At 50.4% G+C, this 13,939-nt stretch carries 13 protein-coding genes, 1 tRNA gene and 1 pseudogene; 7 read left to right on the plus strand and 8 right to left on the minus strand.

Annotated elements, in window-relative coordinates; genetic code table 11:
• The 3 genes from AC9UCN_RS05745 to AC9UCN_RS05755 form a co-directional block, all read right to left on the minus strand.
• Positions 1-282 (minus strand): hypothetical protein (locus AC9UCN_RS05745; protein ID WP_509524781.1); only part of this gene is annotated, 282 nt, incomplete at its 3' end.
• Positions 283-334: 52 nt separating this feature from the next.
• Positions 335-997 carry a hypothetical protein gene (locus tag AC9UCN_RS05750; RefSeq protein WP_509524783.1) on the minus strand — a complete coding sequence of 221 codons (663 nt, stop codon included), beginning with the start codon at positions 995-997 and terminating at the stop codon, positions 335-337.
• A 60-nt stretch (positions 998-1,057) separates the two neighbouring features.
• Positions 1,058-1,666, minus strand: coding sequence for a GNAT family N-acetyltransferase (locus AC9UCN_RS05755; RefSeq protein WP_509524786.1), 609 nt, complete (start codon positions 1,664-1,666; stop codon positions 1,058-1,060).
• Positions 1,667-1,684: 18 nt separating this feature from the next.
• On the opposite strand from AC9UCN_RS05755, the gene AC9UCN_RS05760 reads away from it, so the two are divergent.
• Both AC9UCN_RS05760 and AC9UCN_RS05765 read left to right on the plus strand, forming a co-directional pair.
• Positions 1,685-2,248 (plus strand): 5-formyltetrahydrofolate cyclo-ligase, encoded by a 564-nt coding sequence (locus tag AC9UCN_RS05760; RefSeq protein WP_509524789.1) that lies wholly within the window; start codon positions 1,685-1,687, stop codon positions 2,246-2,248.
• Between the two features lie 33 nt (positions 2,249-2,281).
• Positions 2,282-2,491, plus strand: coding sequence for an FmdB family zinc ribbon protein (locus AC9UCN_RS05765; protein ID WP_509524791.1), 210 nt, complete (start codon positions 2,282-2,284; stop codon positions 2,489-2,491).
• Here AC9UCN_RS05765 and AC9UCN_RS05770 read toward each other — a convergent pair.
• Entirely contained in the window at positions 2,488-6,141 is a 3,654-nt protein-coding gene (locus AC9UCN_RS05770; protein ID WP_509524794.1) for a DUF4011 domain-containing protein, read from the minus strand. The genes AC9UCN_RS05765 and AC9UCN_RS05770 overlap by 4 nt on opposite strands.
• Before the next feature lie 73 nt (positions 6,142-6,214).
• Here AC9UCN_RS05770 and AC9UCN_RS05775 point away from each other — a divergent pair.
• Positions 6,215-6,286 (plus strand) — tRNA-Arg (locus AC9UCN_RS05775).
• 2 nt (positions 6,287-6,288) lie between these two features.
• Here AC9UCN_RS05775 and AC9UCN_RS05780 read toward each other — a convergent pair.
• Together AC9UCN_RS05780 and AC9UCN_RS05785 are read right to left on the minus strand one after the other, a co-directional pair.
• On the minus strand, positions 6,289-6,792 hold the full coding sequence (locus AC9UCN_RS05780) for an HNH endonuclease (RefSeq protein WP_509524796.1): 504 nt from the start codon (positions 6,790-6,792) through the stop codon (positions 6,289-6,291).
• A 270-nt stretch (positions 6,793-7,062) separates the two neighbouring features.
• On the minus strand, positions 7,063-7,959 hold the full coding sequence (locus tag AC9UCN_RS05785) for a C40 family peptidase (protein ID WP_509524798.1): 897 nt from the start codon (positions 7,957-7,959) through the stop codon (positions 7,063-7,065).
• Between the two features lie 217 nt (positions 7,960-8,176).
• On the opposite strand from AC9UCN_RS05785, the gene serC reads away from it, so the two are divergent.
• Together serC and AC9UCN_RS05795 are read left to right on the plus strand one after the other, a co-directional pair.
• Entirely contained in the window at positions 8,177-9,295 is a 1,119-nt protein-coding gene (gene serC, locus AC9UCN_RS05790) for a phosphoserine transaminase (protein WP_509524801.1), read from the plus strand.
• Entirely contained in the window at positions 9,292-9,522 is a 231-nt protein-coding gene (locus tag AC9UCN_RS05795; RefSeq protein WP_509524803.1) for a DUF2530 domain-containing protein, read from the plus strand. The genes serC and AC9UCN_RS05795 overlap by 4 nt, the downstream gene beginning before the upstream one ends.
• Positions 9,523-9,564: 42 nt before the next feature.
• On the opposite strand, the pseudogene AC9UCN_RS05800 reads toward AC9UCN_RS05795, so the two are convergent.
• Together AC9UCN_RS05800 and AC9UCN_RS05805 are read right to left on the minus strand one after the other, a co-directional pair.
• Positions 9,565-9,840, minus strand: a pseudogene (locus tag AC9UCN_RS05800) (DUF3027 domain-containing protein); the annotation flags it as partial.
• Entirely contained in the window at positions 9,833-10,216 is a 384-nt protein-coding gene (locus AC9UCN_RS05805; RefSeq protein WP_509525007.1) for a cold-shock protein, read from the minus strand. The pseudogene AC9UCN_RS05800 and the gene AC9UCN_RS05805, both read right to left, overlap by 8 nt.
• 368 nt (positions 10,217-10,584) lie before the next feature.
• Here AC9UCN_RS05805 and AC9UCN_RS05810 point away from each other — a divergent pair, with 368 nt between their 5' ends.
• Together AC9UCN_RS05810 and AC9UCN_RS05815 are read left to right on the plus strand one after the other, a co-directional pair.
• Positions 10,585-12,282, plus strand: coding sequence for a helicase-associated domain-containing protein (locus AC9UCN_RS05810; protein WP_509524805.1), 1,698 nt, complete (start codon positions 10,585-10,587; stop codon positions 12,280-12,282).
• Positions 12,283-12,284: 2 nt separating this feature from the next.
• Positions 12,285-13,919, plus strand: a complete 1,635-nt coding sequence (locus tag AC9UCN_RS05815) for a DNA repair helicase XPB (RefSeq protein ID WP_509524808.1) — start codon at positions 12,285-12,287, stop codon at positions 13,917-13,919.
• Positions 13,920-13,939: the final 20 nt, after the last annotated feature.

The following is a 13,939-nucleotide window of genomic DNA, read 5'->3' on the forward strand; positions in this document are numbered from 1 at the left end:
CTTCTTAGCTGCAGTCTTCTTAGCAGCTGGCTTGCGCTTCGCTGCAGTCTTCTTCGCTGCTGGCTTCTTAGCTGCAGTCTTCTTAGCAGCTGGCTTGCGCTTCGCTGCAGTCTTCTTCTTGGCTACTGCCATTTTCTTTACCTCTTTCACTTCAGCTGCAGTCTCACTGGCGATATCTTGAGCTAGGTTGCCCATTGCCTTTGAAACTGGCTTTACGTTATTGCGGAATATTTTGTTTACTCGTTTTGATACTCGTTTTGTTACTCGATCAAATGTGTTCACTCTTTTTGCTCTCCTGTTTAGATTGATTTAAGTCTAGTGATTTAGCACGAAATTACGCTGTAGCGCGTCTTTTTTTCAATATTGTGTTTATTTGCTTTTGCGTGTCGAAATTCTTCCTCGAGTTGCTAATTTCGGTCACGGACGCGACGGTTGGTATTTCAAGCTCACCAATTCGACTTTTATACGCAGGTGAGGGTAGTGGGTTTGGAGTCCACGCTCTAGAGTCACTTTCCGCGTCAATACTGGGCAGAATGGCTTCTCTCCAGGTCTTCGCAAGGCTGGCAGTGAGCTCGGTTTTCGACTGAGCAACCTTTATAAGTGTCTTATTTAGTTCGCCAGAGGCCTTTATCGCCACCAGCAGCGCGAACAATCCCACTAGCATTCCAAGCCCAATTGCTACAAAAAGTAGCGGGTTTTGGAACGCGAAAAACGCCAATGTGACCGATCCCAGGATAGTTAGGGTGGCCAAAACCGACATCGTGTTTTTTGTTCTTCTAAGCCTTCGAGATCGTTCAGTTGCAAGCCGAAGCCTTGATGCAACCGGCGCATTCACCGAAATCTTTGTGTTTTCAACCTGGGGCCGCAAGCCCGTTGAAGGCTGAGCGTATCGCTCAGCATCAACGCGGTTTTGAAACCAGGACGGAATAAAAACAACGACCCATAAGACTGCGATGACGAGCATCATCAATCCCCCGAGTGCTGCGCTTTGATCCATACCTCAAAGTTAGGGAAGGAAGTGCAGCGTGTCGCGGATTTGAGGTGGCGTGTTGGTTTATCAGTTCCACGGGTATTTTTGGGGTGGAACTTGTTTTCTTAAGAATCTATTCAAGATTCCCTCTGGAACTTCTTCCGCAGTCAGGGCAAAGATGTAGTGATCGCGCCAGTCACCATTGATGTGAATGTAGCGCTGCTTGATGCCCTCATACCTAAAGCCCAGCTTCTCTATGACTCGTAGCGATGCAGTGTTTTCTGGCCTAACGTCTATCTCAACACGATGTAACCCCACCTGATTCATCAAATAGTCGGTTACAAGTGCAACCGATGTTGGCGCCACGCCTCTTCCAGCAACCTCCGGTGATACCCAGTAACCAATTACTGCAGAAGAAACTGAGCCATACAAAATATTGGCAACGTTTAGTTGACCTTGAACCACTCCTTGAACCTCAATTACGAATGGCATCCCTGACTCATCGTCTAATTGGCGAATTAGTCCTCGAAGTTGAGATCTGACATCGAATGAGTTTGGGGCTCCAGGGTTGGTGGCCTCCCAAGGTCTAAGCCATGCTCTGTTTCCAAGGATGAGTTTCTCTAGGGATTTGGAGTCTCTCATCTTCGCGATGCGCAGTTTTACGTCGCCGTGAGTTAGTGCAAAAGAAAGAGCCACGATGGCTAGATTAGTGGCATGAGTGAGATTGTCTCGGAAGCCAAGAAAGCCCTAAGGGTTCAGATCTTGGCTAACAGGACGGATGATCTGGCCAGGAAAACCGGTGAACAATTTGCCGAATCATTGTTGGCGCTTTCATTGAAGAAAAATCTCAAGCGAATTGGCTGCTACCTATCCTTTGGTTCTGAGCCTGCAACCGATTCCTTCCTTGAACTAGCCAAGGCCGAAGGCATTGAAATTGCTTGCCCAAGGATTGATTCCAATGGACAGATGGTTATGGCGGTCTTGGAATCTGGAACTACGGCAAGTGAGCTTGGCTTCAGAGAGCCAACGGGCAAAGTTGTTGAGCCAACTGAGTTGGATCTGATTATTGTTCCCGCTTTGGCAATTGACTTTGAGGGTCAGCGCTTGGGTCGAGGCGCTGGATACTTCGACAGATATCTTCAGCACTACACGGGACCAACTGTTGGGCTCGTATACGATGCGGAGTTTTTGCCAGAGGTTCCAAGCTTGTCGCACGATAAACCGGTTAGCCAGGTCGTAACGCAATCTCGAACGATAGACATTCCCTTTGCGCGTTAGAATTAGCTAAATCCCACTAATCCGAGAGAACCCATGCCCACCTACAGCTACGTCTGCAAGAAGTGCGAACACAGCTTTGATTTGTGGCAGGATTTTGATGCTGAGGCAGAAACCCTTTGTCCAAAATGCGGTGGGGAATTGCGAAAGGTCTTTGGCCAACTGGGTGTGAGCTTTAAAGGAACTGGTTTTTATCGAACTGACTCTAGGCCAACTGATTCCAGCAAACCAAAATCTAGTGACTAACCCCAGTGCGGCGGTTTGTCTTCGGCAAGTCTTTGATCATTAGAGTCACCGGGGTCTCCCCAAGCTGAAGCAGTGTCCTCGAAAGCCGGTTCAGTGAGCTCAAAAAGTGGCTGCGCTTTCTTAGTTACCTCTATACCCAGGCTCATAGCAATCGATCTGGCTACCTGCTCGGGGTCTGCAAACAACTCAAAGCTTGGAACCCTCAAATAGATCCAGCCCATTGCTTCCAAAAGTGCTGGTCGAAGTCGGTAGCGCTCTGAAAGGTTGTAGCCAAGGATGCCCCAGTCCGGCTCAACAATTGCGGCCTTGTCCCCAACCGAAGCCACTAGCTTGATCCTTGTCGAGAAGTTGGTTCTGGTGGTAACCCCGAGCTTGGTCAACCGAATCGCAAGGTCAGCAATCATCGGGTTTAGATCTGCCTCAATCTTGATTGGGTGGACTCTTCCAAGCTCATGCACAAGATCGCTAAACATCTCAACGCCAGGATTAGCCTTAGCGAGCAGGTCCTGGTTATCCAAGGCACTCACAATGGTCATTTGTTTTCTGGCAGAGACCAGCAAGTTGGCAAGATACCTCTTGCCGTTTGAATCAGAAAGCTGGCCAAGTAGCTTTGGCGCTTGGCCCGTTAGGTCCTTACCAAACCCAAGGCTAAAGATGATGCGATCGGCAACCCGATGAGCTAGCTCTTGGATAGTAGTAATCTCGAATTTTTCCCGGCCGTGACTTTCAAAAAATGGATTCAGATCAGCCCTGGTTTTCCTAGTAGTCCTAAGCGCGGTCTCCAAGCGTTCAGCGTGCTTAGGGCTAGCTGTTGCTACCAGTAGAGAATCCTGCGGTGTGTAAGTGGCGTGACTCATTACTGCCTGAATCACCATCGACAGCTCTTGATCCAAGCTCTCGGGCTGATCTGAGTTCCCTGCCGCAACGCGCTCAAACTTTACGTTGCTTTGGCCAAAGTAGCTAGCCGCGGTTGGCTCAAAGATAATGCGGTCTTGATAGAACTCTTTGTTGATGTAATCGCCCAACGCTTGACCTGAGGTGCGATAGCTCCTTCTCAAAACCTCGAGAGGCAGCGACCTCCGGGCGGCGGTAAATATGGACTCTGGCAAGCGAGAGGCCTGGTCCTCTTGGGGTAGGCACTCGATGTTGAAACCGGTAGCTGCGGCGATTACGTCATCGCCAAAAACCACCACCTGATTAGATCGAACTAGCCCAGCGTAGTTTTCGGCGATGGAAGACCCGGCACCATCAAGTACCAAGGTGACATCGAATCTTTCGCCCTTAGCCAAGGTTCTTGGGATCTCGTAAGGAGAAGCCAAAACCACTGGAACCAACGCTTGGTAAATGTTGGGAGCCAGTTGACTCACTTCGGAGATAACCGCGCGCTTGAGCTTTAGAAGTTCCTTCAGGGTCTGGGCCTCCGAAGGGTGATTTTCCAAAGCCTGCTTCCACTTTCCCGAAAGGCCGTAGGCCACGGTTTTAGATCCGGCAGCTATCAATTCGGTCTCGGCGGCAGCAAATCGTTTCTCAATTTGCACGATCTCATCGCTGTCGGAAGCTAGAGACCTGCCTGATCTTTCAAGCAGTGTTTCAAGAGCCGATTTCCACCAAGCTAATTCCAGTTCAGCCGGTAGGTCTTCTTTGCTGGTGTGTAGATTAGCTAGCTCGACAGCCAGTGGGCCAAGTCCTGCTTCCTCAAGTCGCTGGGTGGTCATCGAGCGCTCGTCGTAGTTATCCAATATCTTGGTATCTTCCGAAAGCGAACGAAGGGTTTTGGTTAGCTCGGTAAGTGGCAGTGATATTAGCGGCGCACTCAGCGTCACATCACTCAGCAGTGCTTGCAGCTCACCGAGTTGACTAACAAATAAGTTCAGTGCCTGCTGGGCTTCCTTGATACCCAGTGGAACCTGCGGCGGTTTGGCAACTAGGCAGTATTTTCCCCAGGCATCGCGCTGTAATTGAATTGCCTTGAGCGATTGGTGCATGTCCGATACATGAAGTCCTGGGCGAAGGTATTCCTTGGCAAGTTTTTTCAGGCGGCTACGATTCGCGCCAGACATAACCGACTTGTCTTTTCTTGGTGCGGTAGCCAAGATCAACTCAGTGAGCGGGCGATCAAATACCTCTGGCTTGAACTTGTCCAGGGTTTCCCGAATTCCAACAAATAGCTCAAGGTAATTCACCCAGTCATCAACGCTCACGGCCGGTTTGAACTCGACGGTCTTGGTGAACTCGGCAAGCTGGCCAGAAAGTTCCTGGAACGTGTTTTCATAAAGCGATTTGGCCAGTTGCAGCTTGCTTGGAACATCCAGCGGGTTTTCGAATTTGGCCATAAACCAAGCAGAGTCGCTGGGGCCAACCTCAAACATTCCAAGCTCTTGGGCTTGGCTAAGCAGGGTTCCTGCGAAGGTTAGGTCGCGGTGGCGACCGAGCTGGTCGGCATCAATTCTGGCCTCGTTGAATGGTGCCCTAGGAGAGCCAGACAACCGAGCTAGCTCCTCGAGAGCCTGCTCGATGCTGACTCCTAGCTCGCCGTCTACTTTCTCAAAGTCGGCGAAATAGTTAGCCACTTCTTCTCTGGCACTGTCGCGACGCGCGGCAAGTTCTGAGTAGTTCACGGGTTGCGCCTTCTCGTTACGAGAGATTGCACTGATCATATCTAGCCAAGTGGAGCTAGCTCTGATTCCAAGACCGGGCAATCCAACTTGGGCAAATCTGGTAGCTAGCTCATCCAGAGTCTGTCGTCTGGGTGCCAAGACCAAAACTCTTTTGCCCTGGTGGGCAAGTGCACTAGTAAGAAGTACAACAGTTTGCGTATAGCCACACCCCGGCAAGGTCTCAACCGCAAAGCTTGTTCCGGCAAGGGCTCTGGAAACGATCCTGGTTTGAGTGCTGTCCGAATCTGTTACCGCTATTGGATCTGCGATGCCCTGCTCAAAAGACTCAGCGTTGGAATCCAGTTCGGTTAGAAAGAGACTTGTGACCGGGTGCTCAAGATCTTGAAAGTCGGATGCTAAATCACTAGCTGCTGAGGAGAAGTTCCCGATAGCCAGCACTCTGCTGAACTCAAGATTTGCTGACTCATCCGCGAGCGAAGAAATGTGATCCAGCACTCTAACTGGAATCGGGTCTGATCCGACCTGGACCATAGCTAGCAAATCTTCAGCGTTTAGCTTTACCCCGTAGTGCCTTAGAAGCGCTGGAGCCAACGCAGGATTAACGATGGCCTTTCTGGAAAGACTGAGTTCAAAATCATCTTGCTTAGTAAGAAGGTTTACCGGCCAAAGCAAGATGGGCATCCGAAGCTCATGGCCGTCGGACCGCAAGTCCACTAGCCCACTTGCCAGGTAGAGACTCTCGATACCAAATTGCTCCGCTAGCGCGTCCTGCTTGTGCTTGATTCGATTAGCCGCGGAATAGGCCCTGGAGAAAGATAAAGAGTCGCGAATCAGGTTAGAAAGCAGGGTTGGTCTGCCAGTTACAAACTGAGCCAAGCCTCCAGGGTGAGCTTTCTCGAGATTTACTTGACCGTAGCTGTTGTCTTTGAAGTGACTTAGTGGATCAGTGCCACCAATTTGATTGATTTCTAAAAACCACTGTTCGCGCGTAGGCGCAGACTGATGATCTTGAGTGTCTAGAAAATCGGTCATGAGTCAAGACTAACTTTGGGGAGCCTTGATTCTTGGCTACCTCGGCTTGTGTTGAGGTATCTTTGATAGTTCTGGCCCCGTAGCTCAGTGGATAGAGCAGAGGTTTCCTAAACCTTGTGCGGAAGTTCGATTCTTCTCGGGGTCACTTTAGGCAGCGGCGGCAAAAGCTAAGTACTGATCCCACTCCGGTTCGAATCTTTCCGTACCCCGCACCATCCAGATTGTGCCAGCCGGCATCCGAGGTTTGAATTCTAGAGTCCAACCCATTTCAGCCAGGGTGCGATCACCCTTTTTGTTGTTGCACCTTAGGCAGCAGGCAACAAGGTTTTCCCAAGAGTCGTCCCCGCCTTTGGATCTGGGCTGAACGTGATCAACAGTTGAAGCCGAGCGCTGACAGTAGGCGCAGCGATGAGCATCTCTTCGAAGCACGCCTCTTCGAGACACCGGAATTACCCGAGAGCCTGGAATGCGGACGTAGCGAGAAAGCAAGATTACCGAGGGCAGCTTGTATTCCGAGGTTGCACTTCTTACTAGGTGATTTCCCGCCTGGGCCAAGACGGTGGCTTTTTGGTTTAGCACCAAAATAATGGCTCGCTTGAAGCTCACCACAGCAAGGGGCTCATAGCCTGCGTTTAGTACCAAAGTTCTCATTCAAGTTCCTTTCGAATTGACCCACACGGATTGTGGGCGTTCGGTTAGTTAGCTTGATTGCCTAGGCACAAAAAAAGCGCCGTCATAAATGACGACGCGATTTACTTGCCCGGTATCGAACCGATGGGCTCGGGTTGCCGAGATTGGAAGCAGTACTTGGGAAGCATGCTCTTCATCAAAACCCCTAGCCCTTCAATTAGATGACAATTTCTAACTAGCTATAGGTTAGCCCAAACAAAAACTATAAGTATCAAAAAGCCAGGCTGTGTTTTAGGTGGTGGTGCCTAGCCGAATGAAATAGTGCCTAGGGTCAAAAATTGGAGCCAGCTTGACTCGATCGCCTGGCTGAGGAGCGTGGTAGAACTGTCCATTTCCAGCGTAGATTCCATTGTGGCTGTGATCGTTGAAGATAACCACGTCTCCGGGTCTGGCATCTTCTGGCGAGACAATGATGCCGACTCTGGACTGGGCTGTCACACTGTGACGAAGCTCAACACCGAACTGAGCAAAGACAAACATCACATATCCTGAGCAGTCAAAGCCTCGTGGATTAGACCCACCGAAGATGTATGGCGTTCCTACGTACTGGGATGCAACCTGCAAAACCTTCTCAGCGCTGACAGAGCTAAAGGGAGGGTTCTTGACATAGTCAGCGGCGCTTGGTCCGTTGTATGCCCGGTAGTTACTAATGGTCTGCTGGCGAAGCACTTGCGCTGCGCTTTCGGAAGCGTACTCACCTCTGACAAACTCCACGGTATTGGCAGCAGCCACGGTTAGGTCCTGGGTGCCCTCGGTCTGAATAATGTCTTCGGGGTTGGTGGTCGTGAACCTAGCCATGGCCGCAACCTCTGGGTCATAGGCATAGGCCGGCAAAGCCGAGGTCGCCAGCAAACCCGATGCGGTAAGCATGGTTACGGCTGTTCTGAAAGTTTGATTGTTACGTAACCTGCCCTGGGCCGAGACTTTGCTCAGGGGCTTTTGCAGCTGGCGTTCGCGCCTAAGGGCTTTTGCCTCCATGCGAAGCACGGCTTTGCGAGCGCGTCTAGAAGTCTTGGCTAGCTTCGCTTTCTCCGCCTCGCGCACCGAGCGTCTGGAGCGAATCTCGAAAGATTCCAAGACGTTTATTTCAACGTCTGCTCTGTGCTTGCCTGAACCATTACTGGCCAAAGATGCTACCTCCGCGTTGCTCTAGAGACTTCCACCAAGAAATCAATCCTGAATCGAAACTATTAGTTCTAAAGATCTGATTTCAGGCTCAAAGCATCTCAGATCCGACTATCGAAATAGGTTGATTTCGCTAGCTGGGCAAGTCTACCCGATGAGCAACGAGGGCTCAAAAACTACGCCCGTTCTGGGCAAACTCGCAGACTACTAAGCTATTTCCATGCCAGAGATCCTGATTCCTAGCCAACTACTGCCTAAAGACGGGCGTTTTGGTTGTGGTCCGTCCAGGCTTAGACCGGAGCAGATGGCGGCATTGGGCTCAAATGGTTCTCGCCTTATGGGCACCTCGCACCGCCAGGCTCCCATCAAGAACCTGGTCGCCGAGGTCCAAAATGGCCTACTTGAGCTATTTCGGGCACCAGCAGGTTACGAGATAGCCCTTGGAAACGGTGGCTCAACGGCTTTTTGGGATATGGCCGCTTACTCGCTGGCGGAGGGTGATTCCCAGGCCTTGGTCCACGGAGAATTCAGTTCCAAATTTGCCAGGTCCCTGGAGGCTCCTTTTCTAGGCGCACTTACGGTTCAAAAAGGCGAACCTGGCTCCAGGTCAGAATTTGTTGCTACTTCTTTAACCAGTACATATGTATACCCGCAAAACGAGACCTCCACTGGGGTGGTTACCCCAGTCGAAAGGCTGGTTGGCGTGGACAGCGAGGCCTTGTTTCTAACCGATGCCACATCGGCCGCCGGAGGTATGGACTTTGATGCCAACAAAACCGACGTTTACTACTTTTCCCCACAGAAAAACTTTGGCGCTGACGGCGGCATCTGGTTGGCTTTGCTATCCCCGAGGGCGGTAGCCAGAGCCGAGAAGATAGCTAAATCTGGTCGATACATTCCAGAGTTTTTGTCTCTCACCAGTGCAATCACTAATTCAAGACTGAATCAGACCCTCAATACCCCAGCCTTAGCGACGCTTTTCTTGCTCAACGAGCAAGTCAAATGGATTAACGCCTCCGGTGGTTTGAAGTGGGCAGACGCCAAGACCCGATCGAGCTCGAAAGTGCTCTACGACTGGGCCGAGGCATCTGGTGTGGCGAGCCCTTTCGTTGTAAACCCAGATCACCGCTCTCAGGTAGTTGTAACTTTGGAATTTGACTCGGGTGTGGACTCGATTGAGCTGATTCGAGTGCTTCGAGCAAATGGAATTGTCGACGTGGACCCGTACCGCGGAATGGGAAAAAATCAGCTTCGTATTGCTACATTCGTTGGTACCGACCAAGCTGATGTTGAGTCGTTGACAGCGTGTATTGATTTTGTTTTAGAGAGGCTAGCGTGATTAGGTTTCGAGTCAAGGAGCAAGATCGCAAGCCCGATCCAGAACCTATTGAAACTAATGCTCCATTAGCGGTAATCATCTTCACCGCAATTTGGGCAGTTGCTTTACTTCTTATCCTTCTTTTTGGCCAGACGCTTTCGCAGCCGCTTCCCGATTGGTGGGCGCTTACCTGCGTCTTTGGTATCGGGCTCGGAATCTACGGTTACCTCAAGGTCCGGAACCGCTAGCTCTTCGGACTTATTCTTTTCGATCTCAGCTCGTCGCTCTGCCCAGGGCACCCAGCTTGGGGCCACAACCGACTCTTTGCCTGGAAGCAAAACAACTTCAGACACAGTTGCAGCATCTGATTTTTTGGCTTGGAAGACAACTACATTCCACTCCCAGCCGACATATCCTGTGAGCTTGGATTCAAATCGGTAGTTGGTGGTGTCTTTATCTTCGGTAGAGGTGCCAAGAAACTTGCCAACCCCATTCGCGGGAGCAGTTTCGTTGGCTGCCTTTTCTGCTAAAGATTTATGCTGGGGCTTTTTTAGTAGCTTAAGCATCTAGCTCGTCGGCGAGCTTGCGAAGCAAGGTTGCGATTTTTTGGCTCTGGGCAGTTTCTGGCTGCTTGCCGCGCTTTAGTCCGCCACTGATGTTGTCTAGCAAACGGATCAGGTCCTCAACGATGACCGACATCTCGTCGGCAGGCTTTCTAGACATCTTCATCAGTGATGGTGGCGCCTCGAGAACGCGAACGGAAAGCGCCTGGGCTCCTTTTTTGCCGTCGACAATGCCGAATTCAACCCTGGTGCCAGGGGTTACCTGAGTCACTCCGTCTAGGAGTGCGCTGATGTGCAAAAAGACCTCCTGGCCTTCATCGGATGCGATGAAACCGAAGCCTTTTTCTTCATCGAAGAATTTCACTTTGCCGGTTGGCATGACTACCTCTTTCTCAGGGTTTCTCATTTTACCAAGGGCGACCCTATAAAAACTACTGCCCGAACAATGCCCCGCCTTCGGGGGTATCCTAGAAGGATGACTAAATCCAAGCCTTCGGGACCTTCCCGGCTGGAGACTGTCCTTGCTTACATGGGAGCTGGGATTATTGGCCTTTCTCTACTATCTATAGTCATTACCCTGGTCCGAAGCTTCTTTGGAGAGAGCACTAATCTGGCCCTTTTTGCTCAGATACCTCTTATAGCGCTGCCCATTGGGTTCGTGCTTGTTCTAGTCCTGTTGTTTCTTTCAGTTAGACGGAAAGGGCGCGAAAACAAGCAGTGAGTGATCTATACCGGTTAGCTCTGGCCTTGAGAAGCGCAGAGGACTCGGCCCTGAGTATTTTGGTTCACGAGCGATCACTATCCCTTTCGGAGTTCAAAGATTTCTTTGATCTGGCCCAAGCAGTCCTCACTCCAAAATCACAAGCACTACTTGTTTCAAGTCTTTCAAATTCAGAGATCAGTTCACTGCGGTCACTGCTAGCCCAAGAAAAAGTATCCAAAGAGCAGGTTAGTTTTTTAGCGAGTGACCTTCTGGTTTGGAGTTCCCAAGAGCCAGTGGTTTACGACTGGCTCGCCGAGCGCCTAAGAGAAAATCCAAGAACTGCATCACTGCGTGTGGTGACCGAGCCAATCAAAGCCCCCGATCAAGAATCAATCGATAGAGATTGCGGCATCCATGCCTTTGAAGCCATGCAGTCAATTACCGAATTGATTTTCAGCCTCGATCAACATTTTGTTCGAGAAGTATCTAAGGGCTCGATGGGTCTACCTGATGTCAAGCGGCTCTCTAGCCACCTGGGAAAATCCAAAGAGTACGTAAAAGCAATTCTTGAGCTGGCAAAAGTTTCTGGGGTTGTAGCAATTTCGGAAAAACGCTTCCATCCAACAGACCTGGCAGATAACTGGATCAGCTCAGATCCCAAAACCCGCTGGCAAATCTTGGTAAACGCCTGGCTGGCTATCGTGGGAGCGTCCGGATCAAAAGAGCTAGGGCTTCAGCTCTCCCAGAATCCAACTAAGTCGCTGAACGAGCTGGTGGGATCGAGCTTCCCGTTAGTGAACTCTTCAGCCCAATCTCGAATCGGCCGGGTTGCTGAGCTTGCCGATGCCCTTGGCTTGTCAGTCAAAGGCTTCGCCGCGAGCTGGCTTGCAAGCGTTCTAGCTGGCAAGGTGGCGGTTGCTACCAAGGCCCTAGAACAAAGGCTCCCGGCTCAGCAGGAGCGCATTATTGTTCAGGCAGACCTGTCCATTATTGCCCCAGGGCCGCTAGCTAGCTCAATCGAGATTGAGCTTCGCAAGTTCACGGACACCGAAAACATTGGGCTAGCCACCGGGTATCGGATTTCTCCGCTGAGCATTAGTTGTGGGCTGGAAGAGGGGCTAACCGAGAAACAGATTAGAGCTCTTTTGGAAAAGCTCTCGGGGGCGATCCTGCCGCAACCGGTTGACTACCTCATTTCTGAAACTGCATCGAGGTTTGGCCGGCTAAAGATTTCAGCTAACAATACTGGATCAATTTTGGTTTCAACAGATGAGTTGTTAGCCACTCAAATTCTTATGGATTCCAAATTGAAAACCTTCGGCCTTAGAAAATCTGAGGGTGCAATTGTTTCATCGCTTGAACCCGAGAGTTTGTATCACGAGCTTAGAGAAATTGGCTACCTAGCTATTCGAGTGGATGAAAGCGGGAAGGTAATTGCGCCATCGGCTATTCACAAAAATAGTTCACACACTGCATTGTTTCAAGACCAACTAATAAGACTTAGAAAACAAGATCTTGAAATATCAGACCAAGCTCCAGAATCAGATGTTGATCGAAAGATTCAACTAGCCTTGGCCTCAAAAAGTATCTTGCTTGTTGAAATCAACGCCAACGGTAAAGTTATGAACTTTGTCCTAGAGCCTATTGGTTTAGCAAATGGCAGATTGCGAGCCAGAGACCGCAAGGCTGATATCGAAAGAACCCTTCCGGTGTCCGCAATTACTTCGATTGTGATTGGCTAGCCATGAGCGAAGGGCCGCTAATTGTTCAAAGTGATAAAACAGCACTACTAGAGGTAAACCACCCAGCGGCATCAGACGCCCGCCATGATCTAGCAATCTTTGCTGAATTGGAGCGAGCTCCAGAGCACATTCACACCTACCGAATCACCAAGCTTGGTTTATGGAACGCTCGGGCCGCAGGCCACGACAGTGACTATGTCCTTGGGGTGCTAGATAAGTACGCCAAATTCGCTATTCCCTCCTCGGTTCGAGTGGATATTCAAGAAACCATGGATCGCTACGGAAAACTGGTGATTCGAAGGGATGCTGAAGGGCAACTGCTTCTCACCTGCTCCTCCCCGGCTATCTTGCTGGAGGCTTCCAGAGGGTCAAAAATAGCCGCATTACTGGGGTCTAGGCTTTCCGAGGACACCTTTGAGGTTCTTCCCTTTGCCAGAGGGGCTCTCAAGCAAGAGCTTCTAAAGCTGGGGTGGCCGGCCGAAGATTTGGCTGGATACACCCCCGGCACCCCGCACGAGATTGCTCTTGCCGAAAACGGCTGGGCAATCCGTGACTACCAGAGCAACGCAGTTAGCAAGTTCTGGGACGGTGGATCAGGTGTTGTGGTGTTGCCCTGCGGTGCGGGTAAAACCATCGTCGGAGCAGCAGCTATGGCCAGAGCAAAAACCAACACTTTGATTCTGGTCACCAACACCGTTGCCGCCAGGCAGTGGCGAGCAGAACTACTAAAGCGCACAACACTCACCGAAGAAGAAATCGGCGAATACTCGGGTTCTGTCAAACAAGTAAAGCCAGTTACGATTGCGAGTTATCAAATTCTCACCGCAAAACGTAAAGGTGAGTATGCCCACCTCGAGTTACTAAACGCCAAAGATTGGGGTCTGGTGATTTACGATGAGGTTCATTTACTTCCAGCTCCGATTTTCAAGATGACAGCAGACTTGCAAGCAAGACGAAGATTAGGACTTACCGCAACGCTAGTTCGAGAAGATGGAAAAGAAGGCGACGTCTTTTCTTTGATTGGACCAAAGCGCTTTGATGCACCTTGGAAAGAAATTGAATCCGAAGGATACATCGCACCAGCAGAATGTTTTGAAATTCGAGTTGATCTTCCAGAAGATGAAAGATTGAACTACGCAATTGCCGAACAGGATGAGCGCTATCGATTGGCTGCAACATCGAAAGTTAAGATTCCTGTGATCCAGAAACTTCTGCAGCGACATAATGGTGAACCGACGCTAATCATTGGTCAGTACTTAGATCAAATAGACGAGGTGGCAAACTTACTCGGTGTTCCTAAAATCACTGGTGAAACTCCAGTCAATGAAAGAGAGCGTCTGTTCCAAGCATTCCGGGAAGGATCAGAGCCCACCCTGGTAGTTTCCAAGGTGGCTAACTTCTCGGTTGACCTTCCGGAAGCCTCGGTAGCGATTCAAATCTCTGGGTCCTATGGGTCCAGGCAAGAAGAAGCCCAGCGACTGGGAAGGCTGCTTCGCCCCAAGGCCGATGGCCGAACAGCGTCGTTTTACACCCTGATTGCCAGGGACACAGTGGATCAAGACTTTGCTCAAAACCGCCAGCGCTTCCTTGCCGAGCAGGGCTATAGCTACAAAATCCTTGATGTATCAAGCATCTAGGGCACTCAACTAACTCTCAG

The sequence above is a fragment of the Rhodoluna sp. genome, assembly GCF_036721215.1.
In the GTDB taxonomy this organism is placed as follows: domain Bacteria; phylum Actinomycetota; class Actinomycetes; order Actinomycetales; family Microbacteriaceae; genus Rhodoluna.